Here is a 15,513-nt window from a genome sequence, read left to right as displayed (position 1 = left end):
GGAGAAGGATTCGAACCTTCGAAGGCTTCGCCAACGGATTTACAGTCCGTCCCCTTTGGCCGCTCGGGAATCCCTCCAAATTGACTATATAATTTGCCTTTAAGATAGTACTTGAAAAGTGAATTTATGTCAATTGAGCAGGGTGTATGGATAAAGGATGAAGAGGTTAACCAGAATAAAGAATCTTTGGGCTATTTACCCCTTTATCCTTTTGCCTTTTCCCGCCTTATCCCTTATAAAAGCATAGTTTTGGGATGCAATTGGCCGCAGTTTTTGGTAAAATTTCTATAAAACATTTTGATGGGTGATAGAGAGTATGCCGGTTTATGGGTATCGTTGTAAATCTTGCAATCATACGTTTGAAGTAATGCAGTCTATCAACGATGAGCCAATTAAGGATTGTCCGAACTGCAAAGGCGAAGTGAGCAAGATTTTCTTCCCGGTTGGTATTTCCTTTAAAGGCAGCGGGTTTTATGTAACCGATTACAAGTCGCCAAACGGCAAGAAGGAAAAATCAACCGCAAAAAATGTAGGCAACGGGGAAACTAAACAAGATAACGGCTCTAAATGCTCCAGCTGCGCCACAACTACACTTGGCAGCGAATAGCTATAAAGCCGGCAAGGTCAATCTTAGCCAATTTTCAATCTCAACGACGGGTTATGATTTACCTTATAAGGATTTTTACCTTATAAGGATTTAGATAAGCTTTAATGGCTCCTTATCAAGCGAGACCCAGCACCCTATTTTATCGTCGGCTACCTTGCCAAGGTCAGTTAATAGCTGTGATATAAGATAGGCGATTTCATTTTTTTCGTTTAAGGCACACATGGCTGAAAACCTGGTTTTCTTTTTAGGCTCACCGGCTTTTACAGCTTGCTCAAGACGTGAAAGTTTGTCTATGGAGTGTTCAAGGTATCTTTTGAGTAAGATGCGTCCTTCTGGAGGCACATGGCAAAACTCTTGCTTAAGAACCTTGACCTGCTCAACCATATCCTCGATCTCAATCCTTGCTAAACTATAGCTCTCGTTTTTTAGTGATTTCTCAAGGTCGCCTAGCCTTGACCTTATGAAATGCAGGATAGCGACGGCTTTCCAATACGACTTCAGGTTGTATACAGCGGAGGACAAACCATCCTCAAAACATGCCCGGTAAGCAAGGAAATTTCTTTTGGGATGGGAAAACGTATCGATAAATGAATGCAGCAAGACTGAGGCTGGCTCAACTACTGCATGGGCCACCCTCCTATTAAACTTCAATGCATGGTGCGCTGGATTTTTAAACGCCACTTGAACCACCGTTCCTGAACCTGGGGAAGAGTGGCATTTGAATTTATCTGACAGCTTTTGCATCAAAAAAAGTCCAAACCCCCCGTCTTCGGTAAAAAGCGGAGCGTCGCATGCAGGCGTTAACCCTTTCCCATTATCGCAAACCATTATGGTAAGGTAATCATCCTTGAGATCGCATTCCACTACTATTACAGCTTTTCTTCGTCCCTTTGGATACGCGTGGCGTACAACGTTTGTGCAGGCCTCCGATATAACTAGCAGTATATCCGACGTTTTATCTTCATAAGCTGTCCCTGAAATAAAGCTACGAACCTCATCTCTGATCGCATTCAGGCTTTCTGGCTTTGATGGAAGCAACAACTTAAGCCGTTTGTCGATCATCGGTGGTTCCCCCTTAACTATAAAAATGATTCTCAATCGTTCTATTCCCTTTTTATTGAGAATGAAACCCTGTCTAGCGCTTATGTAGATTGCAAACAAGCAATCACTTTGCGCTTTTGTCAACGGCCACCGGCATTAAAGTTTAAACCCCAATCGAAATCAACCATGTGTACTCTACTATGCGTACCGTACTAAATCATATGCACCTCCATATTTTAACGCCAGTCCAGCTCTAATTCGCTATATAGTAGCTCAATAAACAGCTAACTTACTTGTACCCACTTTAACGCTGGTTAAACAAAAAATAATGCTTGCATTGCAAGCATTATCTAATAACTTCAATATAATATTGATCTCCACCAGCAGTGAAAACATAGTAAAAGCTTAGTTCCCTATAATTTCATTTTGTTCTATCCGTCTCATTTCGACTCCCCTGGCTTCCATTAATGCCTTAAGCAGTGCGGTATGAAGTTCAGTGGGTCTTAATATGAGGTCAAGTTTTCCTTGGCCATCGAGGCTCTCCGCTATGGCCATTCCTGCCTCTAAAAGAGCCTCGATCTGCTTTGAAGGCGGCATGTTCTCCTCATCTTTTATATTAAAGTAATCATTATCTACCCTTATCCAGCCACTAAGTCTGTCCCAGGACTTTGGATTGGTTGCCTGAACAGTGGCTGAATCTGCAATCATGCCGTCTTCAATTAAGGCACTATCGTTCATTAAATTAAGCTTTATATCCTCACCAAGTTCGTCAAAGTTGGTGGCGCCATCAGTATCCATAAGCTCTATAAAACATATCTGAGCATCTCCTACTTTGCCGATAAGCTCGACTCCTTTATAACCTTTTGAGAATATCCGCTTGGTACTATCGATGATCGTGGCCGGGGTAGCCTCAGAGGCCGGCAAGACCACACTTTCTTTTTCTAACGCAAGCTTAGCTTCTTCAACTCCAGCCACGTCAATCAATCCTTCCTTTTCTCCATCATATACCAATTGGCACCAAATTTGTCACAAAAATATTAAATCTTCTTATAGCTATGTTACCAGCTCAACACCAAACGTACAACTAAGTTATAAACCCCGTGCAGAACGCTAAGTGCTGCACGGGGTTTATATAAAACTGTATGCTTTGCTACTTAGAGGCTCTCTAGAACTTAGAGACCCTCTAGAACCGCGGGAAGCCTTTTACTAATTGCCAGCAAAAACTTTAAACTCTCCTGCAGCTGTGGGTCTTTAAGCGCACTTAAAAGAGATCTGGGACCGAGCTTGCGGTTATCATTTGCAACCTCATGCTTAGCATCGTGAACCGCTTCAAGCAGCTTGTCTCCCATTTCTGCAAGCATTAGTACTGATGAGAGAGAGCGCACGACCAAAGAAGCAGTTAAAGAGCTCCTTAGGGCGTCAGCGAACACGCCTATTTTTGCAAGTCCGGCTATAGCCTCGCTTTCCTCTAGCTCTTTCATGGTAACTAAAGAGCGCTCAAGATTATCGGTCATTGCGGATACCGTAGACAGCAGGTTCTTCATCTCGTCAGTATTAATAATATCTACTAGCTCTGCCATCTGGGATACGGTAGCCGCCAGACGCTGCACAATGGCCGGGGTCATCGAATCTAGACTTGCCGTTATAAAACTTGCCAGCTCATCGGTTCGTATGTGTTTAGTGTTTTGCTCTATTTGCTCGGCAGCAGCTGTTCCATTGTCAACCATGGCAATCCTCCCTACAGCATGCCCCGAACAGAGAGCCAGTACATTTCGTTAAAAGCCAGCTTGAACCAGTGGATCATCTCGCTATCCGGCACTGGTGCCGGAGGCTTATCGTAGCTAAACGTGATATAGGTCGCGCTATCTAAGCCAGCTTCAACGAAACAGAATACTTTGCCATCATAGTAATGAGATGGCGGCAATCCTCTCAGTTCGGAGATAATATTTTCTGCTACTACATCTGCTTCGTAGTGAGCAGTTGAGCCTGCCTTTGAGATGGGTAGATTAGTGGCATCTCCTAGTACATAGATATTGTCGTGGCCTTCAGCCTTCAGCAGATGTCGATTGGTTGGGATAAATCCTCCCTCGTCACCTAAGCCTGATTCTTGTATTACCTTGGCTCCACGGTGAGCCGGAATAGAGATAAGGATATCGAAGGGCACTTCACTGCCTTCGACGGTTTTCACTACTTTCTTATCCGGGTCAACCGACTCTACATTAAAGAATATTTCCGAGTTTATCCCTAGCTCCTCAAACTTTGGTGCAGCCCAGTTTGCGCATGGCTCTAAAGAGTGCAGCCTGCCAATCGGGTAGGTATAAAGCAGGTCAACCTTATCCCTTATGCCCTTTCTCCTATATAGGTCATCGAGCATAAACACTAGTTCCATTGGAGCAACTGGGCACTTGTGTGGTACATCAATTGTTATGACTATCTTGCCGCCTTCAAAGCTTAAGAGCTTGTCACGAAGCTTCTCGGCACCTTCGGGTGTATAGAAATTATCCGCCGCTTCGGCTAGCCCAGGAACTGAGCTAAAGTCCGGATAGGCTCCAGTAGCGATAACCAGGATGTCATAAGAGACTGTTTTACCGCTCTGCAGTGTAATTGTATTGGATGCAGCGTCTATCTTGGTGGCCGTATCCACCACAAGATTAACCCCAGTCGAAAGCAGGCTCTTCTGGGAGCGGGTGTAATCCTGAACTCTAGCATGGTTTATCGCCACAAACAGGAAAGACGGCTGATAGATATGCTTGTCAGAGCTGGTAATCTGAGTGATAGTTATCTCACCACTCCTTACCTCATTTCGCATGGTGCGGGCGATATGGTTTGCGACCATCGTGCCGCCCGTACCGCCGCCCAAAATTACAACATCTTTGCTCAAACCGCTCTCCTCCTACTTAACCTTCTTTACGGCAATACGCCAGTAATCCCCATCCTGGGCTTTCTCGTTATAAATCAGTTCATGCCCTACTTTCTTAACCCATTCTGGGATATCTTTTGCCGAGCCTTGATCTGACGACAGCACCTCGATAACTTGCCCTACCGATGCTGCCTTGACTGTCTTTATTAGCTCCATTAGTGGACCTGGGCAATATGAACCTCTAGCATCCACCGTTTTATCTACTTGCGCTAAGTCTGACATTTTCTAGCCTCCTTTCAAACTTGTGCAATTGTGATAACCTTCACTTAACAAAACAAAGAAATAGGTGCCTAAGATACTTGAACGGTATCCTAAAGCACCATGATTTGGCCACCCTCGGCCATGCCAAAGAATGCAGTGACGCCCACGATATCATCTACGATATCGAGCATATCCTCCTTTTTCCAGCCCATAACATCGACAACCAGCGAGCAAGCATATACTTTGAGCTCACCCATTTCTTTCGCATCTTCGATCATTTTGTAGAAGGGGTCTACGTTCTTTTCCATTAGCTTGCTACCCACTTCTCCGAGCTTGAAGTCCATCTTGGAGACGGTGTCCTTAAGAAACATCTTAAGAGCATCCATGGTAACGAAGAAGTTGACTTCCATGCCTGATGCAGCGGCTATTGAGCCCATCAAGGCTCCCGCATGGATTTTCTCCATATCCGGAGACATCAGGACGAGTGATAATTTTGGTGCGTCAGCCATTTATTCTCCTCCTTTCTATACCTATACCCGTATGGGTATACACTTTATTTTATATTATCGGCACGGAATAAGCTAGTCAATAGCGTTTTTTTAAAGATATCTTCCCAAGCTCAATATCGCCGCCTTATGGATAACAATCCTGCTCACCGGTTGCCTTGCCGGCAATGGCCAGGCAATGACCAAAGGTATTATTTGCTAAGGGGATCTTGTATTTGGCAGTAGAGGCTATTAACAGGCACGTAACAGGTATGCCTCTGGGAGAAGCTAAATTTAAGTTAAAGCTAATATTGCTACCTAATATGAGATTAGGGGCCTATTGGTTGCTATTGGCCCTATTATCTATCAGTTTCCGCATTTCATCGATACGGTCGGTACCGCTATTCATTCTCTCGTTGCACTGGGTTAGTAATCCCACGTCTAGGCTATCCACAGCTTTGCCGAGATTATCCGCCACCCAGCTATAATCTTCAACAGCCCGCATATAGAGTCCATGGACATCTTCATACCCCTCTGGCGCAGATAACTTGCTCGCATCTTTTGCAACCTTCCGCATTGCATCTAGCTCCGCTTTCACCTGCGTAGACCAGGCTTTATCCTCTACAATGGGGTTCTCTATCAACTTCCCGAGGCTGTCCACTATGGTGCTCCATTGTGCAATTTGCTGGGATAGCGCATCTAAATATTTTGGTTCTTGCGAGCCGGATAAAAGTTTTTCCTTATTGTTTGGCGCCTGGTCTTTCGTTGAATCTGGTTGGGTTTGCTTTGGCGATACGACATTGACCTCCGTCTGCGGATTCCCGCCGCTACAGCCAAGGCTGCTAAGAATGGTGAAAAGGAGAATTATAATAACCATGATAATAGGCACACTTCTTATCCAACCGGCCTTTTTGGTCTGCTTAAAAACATTTCTCATTATTAATCCTCCCGAAGATGCCGTTCAAAGCACTATTTGCACTCAGACTAGATTCAATAAAACCTAGCATGGTTGCCTACGGTACTAGGGATATTATAAACCAATTATCTATTACTCAAATATAAACAGCAACCTATTTAGGAATATTTTGGGAACCATGGATAAATACAGCAAGCCAGCAAAAAGGGTAATCGGCAAGTACGTATCTAAAGCCAATAAATAGCAGTCGCTCAGGAGGTAAGGTTGAGCTTTTTTCTGCGCGCCCGGCAAGATTCGAACTTGCGGCCTTTGGTTCCGGAGACCAACGCTCTATCCCCTGAGCTACGGGCGCATCCGGTTCTTTTTTTATTTTACCTTAAATTAGCGTATTGAACATACCTGCCCGCAGAGTGCGTGTCAAGATTGAGTGCAGTAAAAGATGATTATGCAAAAGCCAAAGGTTAGGAGCAAAATCCGTATCATTGGCCTTTTGGCCATTTAAATCAATAACCGAAAACGTAAAGCAACAATTCTTATAACTGATCTCTTGATTCACCGGTTGACCGTTCCTCGGCGACTCTCTCACGCATCCGCTCAGCCGAGTGGGCGCGCTCGGTCGGAAATATTGGTTCATTCGGTGGAACATAGGATTTACCTTCTTCGACGACTTCAAGCGGGTCTTCCGATACCAAATCCTCATCCGCAGGCAAAACTTCAACGTCCTCAAATTCCTGTTCTTCTGGTTCGGCTACGCCCGGCCACTCGGGCGGCGCATTATAATCCGACTGGACTACTTCAAGATCGTTTATCACCGACTGTATCCCTTCGACGTCATCTAGAAGGCTCTCCGCCATCTCTTTTTCTTCTTGCGTGCCTACAGACCCTTCAAGGTGAACTACGCCGTTGTTCACGCTCACCTCAATATAAGTAGGATCGATCCGCTCATCGGTTGCGAAGAGCTGCATAACTATATCATATACCTCGTCGTCCGTCATGGGCGTCTCTTCACCTGCGATGTCAAAACCTCTTGTTTCTGCCATGACAAACACCTCTTTCTGCACTCTCCAGTATCGGAAAATGCTATTTATTAATAGAATCCTAAATGATCCTTTAAACGTGTTCTACCCGCGATTCTGGAGGCTAAACGGGGCAAATACCCTGTTCAAAAAGAGGGATTCCAAACGGAATCCCTCTAAGCATATCTATTAAATTTTACCGGCGGCAGACCAGACAAATACCAGGCTGAACAAATACCCATTCATTTGTTAACCAATATGTTAACCCGCACTTAATTTTGTAATCAACTCGCCTTCGTAGAGTTTGCGACATATGGCTTTTACGTTACACCAGCCGTTGCATTGCCAATTATCAAAATCAGCAGGCGGTACTATGCCACGGTTAAATGCAGCGTCAAGAACCGGCAGTTTTTCTTTTAAAAGTGCCTCTACCTCCTTCTCACTCCAAAGCTGGGCCTCACAAACTTTAACACCTTTCATATCCAAATAAACTACTTGTAGCCGCTTTATCTCATATGGAACAAGCCAGGCGTAAAGATTTAGCTGCTGGCTGTGATTTCTGTAAGGGTAGCTAAACCGTGGTACTTCCTTCGTCGTCTTATAATCGCGGATAAGCTTCTTATCTACTAGGATTACGTCAGGCTTTCCTGATATTTTTATGCCGTTGTATTCGCGGTAAAACCGCTGTTCTACTACAGCATCCTTTTCTTGATAGCGCTCGATTATAAGATGGGCAATCTCACCCCTGAAGGCAAAGTAGAGCTGTTCAAGATCAGCATAGTAATCATATTTAGAGCTCAGGTAAGATTCTCTTAGGCATCCGGATAATTGAGTTACAGTAATAGCTTCCCTTTTCTCTTCCTCTCTATCCAGTATTGCCTTTATGATTGGTGCGGTAAAGTGACACTCATTATTAGTGGTCTGCGCACAGGAGATGCAATCCTCAAACGAAACAAGCTTTGCCCTACCGTGCTTGCGTGAAGGCTTGGCGCATTTAAAACCTACTAAGCCCAATGTAGACCTCTCCTTCAAAAGTCTTTTGGATAAAAGACCCGCCGCTTATACTAACATAAATACCAAATATTGGAAATACATATCTTTGCAGAGTCCCTCGGAGTAAGATAAGACAAGAAGAATTGGGTTGGATTTTTGCTACTTCAACAATAAATCAAATAAGCTTTTACTGAAGCATTATTGTAAATAAGATAAAGCCGATAAGATAGACGAGACTTAGTATGAAGGATTTAACTGCAATGCCAAGCGCTAAAAGAAAAAATATCAAGCGTAAGCTGCGCGATAACCTAGCAGCTGTTCTTATCGTGCTCGGCGTTACCGTCTTAGCTTTTCCCTTCTTGACCGAGGGCTACGGATATATAAGATCTGCGCATCTTATGAAGGCCTGGGAGAAGCAGGCTGCAAGCCAGAGGGCGCAGGCATCTAAACTGCGCAAAAACCAGGAACTTTTAATTTCTTTGGGCAAGCTCCCCAACGAAGAATCAATAATTGGCTCTACCGGCAAAGTGCAGACCAAAGGGCAAAAACGCAAAATGCTTGCACCCTTCCCTAAAACCAAAATCATCATTCCAAAAATCGGGGTAAACCAGGTTGTCCTCGAGGGGACGGGTCCTGAGGTATTGCAGCTTGGCCCCGGCCATTATACAGGAACTGCAAATCCTGGAGATAGAGGCAATGTAGGGATTGCAGGCCACAGGGTTACTTTCACCCACCCGTTTAATAGGCTCGATGAGTTATCCAGGGGGGATATAATAATTCTTGAAACCGTCGATTTTATTTACGAGTATCAGGTTGATAAATCGGTTATAACCGATCCTTCAGATACCTCTAACCTGCAGCTAACATCGGACCCAAGAGTGACTCTTACCACCTGCAATCCTAAATACAGTGCTAAAACCAGGCTAAACGTTATAGGGGTTCTGGTAAACAGCAAGCCCCAGCATATAAGCATCATGCGGGCCGTTAAGAATATATTCAAAGACGTAGAAAAAGATAAAAGGGGCGAGAGGCCAAAAACTCGTGCGGAGCTCCTGCAGGACTTTGCAAAAGCAAAAGCGGTAGCAAGCAATAACCCGGTCGATGCAGCTGCATATATCAACCTTGCAAAGGCAGCCTTTGTCCTTGATAAATACGCCGAGTGTTACCAGGCAATTAAAAAAGCCGATTTAATCGAGCCTGAATCGCCGGAGGTACAAGAAGTCCGTCTGGCGCTGATCGGTAAAAAAGAATCTCTGCAAGAAGAAGTTTCCAAGGCTGAGAGTAATTCTAATATCCTATATAGCGGCGACCCCTCGCCATACCTTGAGCTCGGCCGTTTCTATTATGAAACTGAGGACTATCAAGAAGCGATAGATATTTTCAGAAAAGCAATAGATATATTTCCCTACACGGCAGATATGTATATCTACGAGGCAAAAGCATACGAGAAGTTAGGGCAAAATGATAGTGCCATCGAAGCCTATCGGCAGGCTCTTGCATTTGATCCGACCAATTCGGAGGCAATAAACGGCATTAATAACATAAAAAACAAAAAGCCGGCCGATGCGTTTAACGTAAACCGGCTACACTACTTGCTCAGGCCGCAATAGCTCATCAATCCTATTACTTACCTACCTTTTTAAGCTTACCTCTATTTCTTATAGCCATACCCGCACCAATCAAGGAGCCACCTCCCAGAAGGTACCAGATCATCTCAACACCGGTCTTCGCCTGTTCATGTGGAACGGCCGGTACGGTTCCGCTTGCAGAGCTGCCCAGAGGCGCATTCAGAGTAGGCGCATTGTTCGTTGACGGCGTACCTGCTACCGGCGGAAGCGTGCTGTTAGCGCCCTGCACCACCTTAAGGTCAGAATCAAGATCGGCTTCTGCTTTAGCCACTGTTTTACCCTTTGCAACTTTAATTAAATTGTCAAAGCTAATACGCCTAATCTGCCTTATGTTTGTTCCCTGGCGTTTGAAGCTGCCTTTGCTCATAGCGGTCAGATACTCCACAACGAGGCGGCTTTCGCTTTCTGAAAGCCTAGCTCCATACCTAACCATATTATCCACAATACTGGCCCACTGCTTATCGGTTAACTTACGCCCTTCCCAGTAAGTTTTTCCGGTTTTGCTATCTTTGCCAGCAACATGGCACTCTGTGCAGCGATCGTAAACAATTTTGCCGGTATCCTGGGCTATGACCAAAGATGCTGTAGTTAAAAAAAGAAGGAAAACAGGGGTGATTAATAATACCAGACCCTGTATTGCTTTTTTGCCAATTGTTTGCCGTATCATCGCTAGATTCCCATTTCAAGAATTTTCTAATTAAATCTTACTTATATAGCTAAAAGCATGTCAATAAATATTATCGGCCGATTAAGCATAAGGCAAACGAACGGTTGGCTCTAAATATCAAAAGCTTGCGTAAATCTATTGCTTCTTGTTGCCGTGAATTGAACTTTTTTTGTGGTAATCTATACTTATTAGATAAAAGTGAGGAGTCCATGGATCCGCTGTTGCTCAATTTTATACTCATTGGCATTTTGGTTTTGCTAAACGCCCTTTTTGCCAGTGCGGAAATAGCCGTGATTACGGTTCGTGAAACCCGCATTAGACCCAGAGCCGAAAAGGGCTCTAAATCAGCCCAGACCGTCTTAAAATTCCTAAGAGACCCAAGCCGGTTTCTTGCCACAATTCAAACGGGGGTAACCCTGGCGGGATTCCTGGCCAGCGCCGTAGCCGCAGCGCAGCTCTCCGGCAGGTTAAGTGAGTTTATAAGAAACCTCAATATTCCGCTGATCTCAAGGGCATCAAATGCTGTGGCAGTTGTTCTAATCACACTCGGAATTTCTTATACCACGCTCGTTTTCGGCGAGCTCGTACCGAAAAGAGTTGCTATCTTAAAATCGGAAACCATAGCGCTCATACTTTCAAGGCCACTGGAATGGTTAAGTACTATATTTTATCCGGTAACAAAGCTCCTTACCATTTCAACCAATATAATAATAAGGGCTTTCGGCATCAAGCCCGAGGATACTGCACCCGGAACCACTGAGGAAGAATTAAAGCTTTTGGTGACCCAACATTCCGCATTAATGGATGAGGAAAAAGAATTGATCCGCCAGGCTTTTGAGTTTGGAGATGTGCTGTCGCGACAAATAATGGTGCCGCGTCCCGATATTGCAGCAGTCGATGCCGAAGCAACCGTAAAAGACGCTCTGGAGGAAGCCAAAAAGAGCGGCCACCCCAGGCTCCCTGTATATCAGGAGAACCTAGACAATATTATTGGCGCAGTCCATATCAAAGACTTTATTGATTATATTGAAAAAGGTAGATTGGATGCGCCTGCGGCAGAAGTTATGCAGCCGGTTCTATATGTACCCGAAACGCGGCGCGCTATCAGCCTCCTTAAAGACCTGCAGAAAAGCAGGCTTCATATGGCGGTCGTGTTAGACGAATACGGCGGTACTGCCGGTATTGTAACAATCGAAGATATCGTCGAAGAAGTAGTCGGCGAATTTGGCGGCAAGCCCGAAGAAGAGGAGCTTATTAAAGCAATAAGTGAGCGTGAAGTAGTTGTTGACGGCAGACTACCTATAGATGAGTTAAACGAGCGGTTTAAATTAGATATCCCTAAGTCACCTGAGTACGATACTGTGGCCGGGTGGATACTCTCCCGCTTGGGACATATCCCGCGACCCGGCGAGGAAGTTTTATACGATGGAGCCCGATTTAGAGTGCAATCGATGCAGCAACGAAGAGTTGCCTTGGTCAGAATAACCAAAACGACTTAAAGAAGCCAATAGCTTAAAAGCCAAATAATATTTACCGTTTTGGACCGAGTCAGGAACAAAAAAGCCGGCTTTTTAAGCCGGCTTTTTTGCGGATTGCATCCGTTATTAAGCACGTTTCAGCTGTTTTGCCTTTGTTTGTTGGGTAGTTGTTTTGGTTACTAGTTTATCCTTTTCCGTGTGCATTGCTTTAGATTCTGCTTTTTTAGTTGTTGCTTTTTTTGATTTTGCTGCGGGTCTGATTTTGCTAATTGCCACACTACTGCCTATAGTTTTGCTGTTTTTCTTGCCTGGTGTTTTGCTAGCTACCTTGCTTGCTGTCGTTGCTTTTTTTCTGGTCCAACTCTGCTGAAACTCTTCGAGTGAAGTCTCTTTCAAAAGATATTTGCGAATGTCAGTTGACTTACAGGTTATCGTCTCCAGAGTTCGGCCAGCCCTTTTATTTTTTACGTTGATCCTTACCTTCGTGAAATCAGCGTGCCAGAACTCATCTGCTAAAAAGATATCGCGCCATAGCCAGTTTAGCTCGCTTTTGTATCTTGACTTCCTGTAATCGCCGGTATAAAAATCGACTACCATCGTGTTATTCGCGCCGTGTCTCATAAAGTAGATACTGCGAACATCAACCGCCTCTTCTGGAGTAGCCGCGTTCTTCCAATTGATCATATCCAGAATCGCCTTTGCAATTTTCTCATTGGTAAGAAGTCTTTCTTTGGCTTGCCAAGATGCAGGGTGCGAACTTGCCTCTGTTGCCTGAGCACCTTTACGCTTACCCAGCACCTTTACACGCGAAGACATCTTCTTCACAGATGGCTCAGGAACATGCGCAACTGTATGCATATCTTCACAGTTGCAGCCGGGTTCCAAGCAATCGCACTCCTGCTGCCTTTTCTTTCTGGCAACTAGTCCTGTAACCGCCAAAGCTGAGGCAATTGCAGTGGAAAGAGCGGTAATTGTCTTCAGTCCCTTTCTTCTCATCTAACAGTCCCCCTAAAGTAATTATTATTTATTTTTAGTATTATCGTTAGCTAACTCAATTTTCTTAAGCTTAACTTGGAAATTAAATCAAAACAAAAGCAGGAGTTAGTTTTTCTAATGGCTCAGGTAGCTGCTAGTACACGTAGACCATTGAACCAATGGGAGTGTTATCATAAACATATTTTGAATCCGGGATAGGTACCTTATGCCGCCATATTTTCTTGACCAGCACTTGTAACCCGGCTTCAGGTAAACAGGTGCGCTAACTGTTGGAGTGGTATAGCCCCGGAGGCCAGTAGAAGCGTTAATTATTTTTGCGACCCGGCCATTTTTGACGACAAGAAGACCTGATAAGCCTTGCTTATCTCGACATGGTCTCCGCTGTAACGAGCCCCGATTGTTTTGGGGTTATCCAGCGACTGGTAAGTCTTTGGACCAACTATACCGTCCCTTGCCAGCTTATTTACTTTCTGAAAAGCAACAACTGCATAGTAAGTCTGCCAACTAAAAACGCCGTTTGCTGGACTGGGAGAATATCCCAATTCGATGAGACGCGCCTGCAGACGCCTGGGATCTTCGTCACCGCTTCCAATCCTTAGCGTTCTTTGTAAAGATATGCTATCGCTTGCAGCAAAGGCGATTTGACTCGTAAGTAGCGATATGCTTAATGTACACATAAATGCCCGCAGCAGAAAAGGTAGTTTCGCAATAGTGCCTCTAGGTGTCACCATTTGGAAATCGCTCGTTTTTCTCTCGTCCACCAGCAATACGTAACAAACAATACTCAACAATCAAAAGGTCCGGAGGCTTTATATCTCCGGACCTTTTATACCCTCTTTTTACATTTTAAACCAGCGGATCGGAACTAAACCCCAGCTTTACGGGTACTAAGCACCCGCCGTGACTTCTTGACCTAATATAGCGTTAAGGTCTTCATCCGGCGTCGTTATCGGCTTGATGTCAAAGTTCTTGACCAGGACATCGAGCACATTTGGCGTAATAAACGCCGGGAGCGATGGCCCAAGGCGGATACCCTTGATGCCAAGGTGAAGAAGCGTAAGCAAGATCGACACAGCCTTTTGTTCGTACCATGAAAGGACAAGCGATAGCGGAAGGTCATTCACGCCAACACCAAAAGCTTCAGCAAGAGCAGAGGCAATTTTAATCGCTGAGTAAGCATCGTTGCATTGACCAACGTCTAGTAGCCTTGGTATGCCACCGATATCGCCTAAGTCTTTGTCAAAGAACTTAAACTTCCCGCAAGCCAGCGTAAGGACCACGGTATCTTCCGGTGTCTTGTCGACGAACTCAGCGTAGTAGCCACGCTCTTTCTTGACTCCATCACAGCCGCCAACTAAGAAGAAATGCTTAATAGCGCCACTTTTGACCGCATCGATAACTTTATCGGCAACTCCAAGGACCGCGTTTCTTGCAAAACCGACCATGACTGACTTGCCTTCGATATCCTGTGTAAATCCTGGCATCTCAAGCGCTTTCTCGATCACTGGGGTGTAATCTCCATCGGCTATGTGGGTCACGCCCGGCCATGCTACAGGACCGGTCGTAAAGATGTTGTCCTTATATGTGTCAAAAGGCCTCTGGATACAATTTGTTGTCATAACAATCGCACCTGGAAAATCCGGGAACTCTTTTTGCTGGTTTTGCCAAGCGGTTCCATAATGCCCGTAAAAATGCGGATACTTCTTTAGCTCCGGGTAACCGTGAGCCGGAAGCATTTCCCCATGAGTATATACATAAATCCCCTTATCTACAGTCTGCTCTAAAATGTCTTTGAGATCTTTTAGATCATGCCCTGAGACCAGGATAGCTTTCCCCTTCTTTGTGCCAAGCGGAACTTTAGTTGGGGTGGGATGACCGTAAGCACCGGTATTTGCCGCATCAAGAAGCTCCATTGCACGCAAGTTTATCTCGCCGCACTTTAACGCCATGCCGATCCACTCGTTAAGTCCAAGCTCGTTCCTGGCAAGCTCTGACATTGCATCATGGATAAACGCATAAACTGAATCATCTTCTTGCCCAAGTATCTGCGCATGATATGCATAAGCGGCGACGCCTTTCAATCCCAACAGGGTTATATCTTGCAAGGACTGGATGTCAGGATCAATTGTTGGACTGGGAACTATTTCTTCTACTTCTTCGCCCTGTTTAACCATACCCTCGATAGTCGAATCAGGCACAAAGTTTACGCAGGTCTGCCCAAACTCAACATTACCACCAGCGGCTTTCACCTTTTCTTTGAGGCCCTCTCTTAATTCAACTGCACGCTTAACCAATCCTGCCAGCCTTTCCGGGTCGAAGTTTACGTTGGTTAGAGTTGCAAAAAGCGCCTCGATCGTAAACATGTTTGTTTCTGAGTCAATTACGCCAACCTTCCTTCCCTCGGATGCTAAAAGGGATATCCCTTTTAGCGCATGGATTAGAAGGTCTTGAAGGGCGGCAGTTTCTGCATCTTTTCCACAAACCCCTGCCACTGTACAACCTTTACCTTTTGATACTTGCTCGCACTGATAACAAAACATCTCTCATCCTCCTTTTATTTACTCC

At 44.9% G+C, this 15,513-nt stretch carries 16 protein-coding genes and 1 tRNA gene; 3 read left to right on the top strand and 14 right to left on the bottom strand.

The window, feature by feature from the left end; all coding sequences use genetic code 11:
- The first annotated feature begins 316 nt into the window (after positions 1-316).
- Positions 317-607: a hypothetical protein gene (locus K6T91_06005; GenBank protein ID MCL6472350.1), complete on the top strand. Its 291-nt coding sequence runs from the start codon at positions 317-319 to the stop codon at positions 605-607.
- Between the two features lie 90 nt (positions 608-697).
- Here K6T91_06005 and K6T91_06000 read toward each other — a convergent pair whose 3' ends face one another.
- From K6T91_06000 to K6T91_05955, 10 genes are all read right to left on the bottom strand, one after another.
- Complete coding sequence (locus tag K6T91_06000; protein MCL6472349.1) at positions 698-1,669, bottom strand: ATP-binding protein; 972 nt, start codon at positions 1,667-1,669, stop codon at positions 698-700.
- Positions 1,670-2,053: 384 nt separating this feature from the next.
- Positions 2,054-2,659 carry a hypothetical protein gene (locus K6T91_05995; GenBank protein MCL6472348.1) on the bottom strand — a complete coding sequence of 202 codons (606 nt, stop codon included), beginning with the start codon at positions 2,657-2,659 and terminating at the stop codon, positions 2,054-2,056.
- A 161-nt stretch (positions 2,660-2,820) separates the two neighbouring features.
- Positions 2,821-3,375 carry a DUF1641 domain-containing protein gene (locus K6T91_05990; GenBank protein MCL6472347.1) on the bottom strand — a complete coding sequence of 185 codons (555 nt, stop codon included), beginning with the start codon at positions 3,373-3,375 and terminating at the stop codon, positions 2,821-2,823.
- An 11-nt stretch (positions 3,376-3,386) separates the two neighbouring features.
- Positions 3,387-4,529 carry an NAD(P)/FAD-dependent oxidoreductase gene (locus K6T91_05985; GenBank protein ID MCL6472346.1) on the bottom strand — a complete coding sequence of 381 codons (1,143 nt, stop codon included), beginning with the start codon at positions 4,527-4,529 and terminating at the stop codon, positions 3,387-3,389.
- Between the two features lie 12 nt (positions 4,530-4,541).
- A complete protein-coding gene (locus K6T91_05980) occupies positions 4,542-4,790 on the bottom strand; it encodes a sulfurtransferase TusA family protein (protein MCL6472345.1) in 249 nt (82 codons plus the stop codon).
- Between the two features lie 89 nt (positions 4,791-4,879).
- Positions 4,880-5,278 carry a DsrE/DsrF/DrsH-like family protein gene (locus K6T91_05975; GenBank protein ID MCL6472344.1) on the bottom strand — a complete coding sequence of 133 codons (399 nt, stop codon included), beginning with the start codon at positions 5,276-5,278 and terminating at the stop codon, positions 4,880-4,882.
- A 313-nt stretch (positions 5,279-5,591) separates the two neighbouring features.
- Complete coding sequence (locus K6T91_05970) at positions 5,592-6,191, bottom strand: hypothetical protein (GenBank protein ID MCL6472343.1); 600 nt, start codon at positions 6,189-6,191, stop codon at positions 5,592-5,594.
- A 258-nt stretch (positions 6,192-6,449) separates the two neighbouring features.
- Positions 6,450-6,522: transfer RNA gene (locus tag K6T91_05965), tRNA-Arg, on the bottom strand.
- A gap of 181 nt (positions 6,523-6,703) precedes the next feature.
- Entirely contained in the window at positions 6,704-7,210 is a 507-nt protein-coding gene (locus tag K6T91_05960) for a BON domain-containing protein (GenBank protein ID MCL6472342.1), read from the bottom strand.
- 237 nt (positions 7,211-7,447) lie between these two features.
- Positions 7,448-8,200, bottom strand: a complete 753-nt coding sequence (locus K6T91_05955) for a PD-(D/E)XK nuclease family protein (protein ID MCL6472341.1) — start codon at positions 8,198-8,200, stop codon at positions 7,448-7,450.
- Between the two features lie 221 nt (positions 8,201-8,421).
- Here K6T91_05955 and K6T91_05950 point away from each other — a divergent pair, with 221 nt between their 5' ends.
- Entirely contained in the window at positions 8,422-9,789 is a 1,368-nt protein-coding gene (locus K6T91_05950; protein ID MCL6472340.1) for a sortase, read from the top strand.
- 13 nt (positions 9,790-9,802) lie between these two features.
- Here the strand turns inward: K6T91_05950 and K6T91_05945 are convergent, their stop codons facing one another.
- Positions 9,803-10,474, bottom strand: a complete 672-nt coding sequence (locus K6T91_05945) for a hypothetical protein (GenBank protein ID MCL6472339.1) — start codon at positions 10,472-10,474, stop codon at positions 9,803-9,805.
- 209 nt (positions 10,475-10,683) lie between these two features.
- Here K6T91_05945 and K6T91_05940 point away from each other — a divergent pair, with 209 nt between their 5' ends.
- Complete coding sequence (locus K6T91_05940; GenBank protein ID MCL6472338.1) at positions 10,684-11,973, top strand: hemolysin family protein; 1,290 nt, start codon at positions 10,684-10,686, stop codon at positions 11,971-11,973.
- Positions 11,974-12,078: 105 nt separating this feature from the next.
- Here K6T91_05940 and K6T91_05935 read toward each other — a convergent pair whose 3' ends face one another.
- The 3 genes from K6T91_05935 to hcp form a co-directional block, all read right to left on the bottom strand.
- Positions 12,079-12,948: a hypothetical protein gene (locus K6T91_05935; GenBank protein ID MCL6472337.1), complete on the bottom strand. Its 870-nt coding sequence runs from the start codon at positions 12,946-12,948 to the stop codon at positions 12,079-12,081.
- Between the two features lie 308 nt (positions 12,949-13,256).
- Positions 13,257-13,679 (bottom strand): peptidoglycan-binding protein, encoded by a 423-nt coding sequence (locus tag K6T91_05930; GenBank protein ID MCL6472336.1) that lies wholly within the window; start codon positions 13,677-13,679, stop codon positions 13,257-13,259.
- A 156-nt stretch (positions 13,680-13,835) separates the two neighbouring features.
- Positions 13,836-15,488, bottom strand: coding sequence for a hydroxylamine reductase (hcp, locus tag K6T91_05925; protein MCL6472335.1), 1,653 nt, complete (start codon positions 15,486-15,488; stop codon positions 13,836-13,838).
- Positions 15,489-15,513 lie beyond the last annotated feature (25 nt).

Source organism: Bacillota bacterium (genome assembly GCA_023511485.1).
In the GTDB taxonomy this organism is placed as follows: Bacteria; Actinomycetota; Aquicultoria; order Aquicultorales; family Aquicultoraceae; genus CADDYS01.
This window is presented reverse-complemented; position numbering and strand designations above follow the sequence as displayed.

What these genes read in the sequence shown, in the direction of transcription:
- K6T91_06005 (MCL6472350.1), top strand. Translation starts at nt 317, where the DNA reads ATGCCGGTTTATGGGTATCGTTGTAAATCTTGCAATCATACGTTTGAA.
- K6T91_06000 (MCL6472349.1), bottom strand. Translation starts at nt 1,669, where the DNA reads ATGATCGACAAACGGCTTAAGTTGTTGCTTCCATCAAAGCCAGAAAGC.
- K6T91_05990 (MCL6472347.1), bottom strand. Translation starts at nt 3,375, where the DNA reads ATGGTTGACAATGGAACAGCTGCTGCCGAGCAAATAGAGCAAAACACT.
- K6T91_05980 (MCL6472345.1), bottom strand. Translation starts at nt 4,790, where the DNA reads ATGTCAGACTTAGCGCAAGTAGATAAAACGGTGGATGCTAGAGGTTCA.
- K6T91_05975 (MCL6472344.1), bottom strand. Translation starts at nt 5,278, where the DNA reads ATGGCTGACGCACCAAAATTATCACTCGTCCTGATGTCTCCGGATATG.
- K6T91_05970 (MCL6472343.1), bottom strand. Translation starts at nt 6,191, where the DNA reads ATGAGAAATGTTTTTAAGCAGACCAAAAAGGCCGGTTGGATAAGAAGT.
- K6T91_05960 (MCL6472342.1), bottom strand. Translation starts at nt 7,210, where the DNA reads ATGGCAGAAACAAGAGGTTTTGACATCGCAGGTGAAGAGACGCCCATG.
- K6T91_05950 (MCL6472340.1), top strand. Translation starts at nt 8,422, where the DNA reads ATGAAGGATTTAACTGCAATGCCAAGCGCTAAAAGAAAAAATATCAAG.
- K6T91_05945 (MCL6472339.1), bottom strand. Translation starts at nt 10,474, where the DNA reads ATGATACGGCAAACAATTGGCAAAAAAGCAATACAGGGTCTGGTATTA.
- K6T91_05940 (MCL6472338.1), top strand. Translation starts at nt 10,684, where the DNA reads ATGGATCCGCTGTTGCTCAATTTTATACTCATTGGCATTTTGGTTTTG.
- K6T91_05935 (MCL6472337.1), bottom strand. Translation starts at nt 12,948, where the DNA reads ATGAGAAGAAAGGGACTGAAGACAATTACCGCTCTTTCCACTGCAATT.
- K6T91_05930 (MCL6472336.1), bottom strand. Translation starts at nt 13,679, where the DNA reads ATGGTGACACCTAGAGGCACTATTGCGAAACTACCTTTTCTGCTGCGG.
- hcp (MCL6472335.1), bottom strand. Translation starts at nt 15,488, where the DNA reads ATGTTTTGTTATCAGTGCGAGCAAGTATCAAAAGGTAAAGGTTGTACA.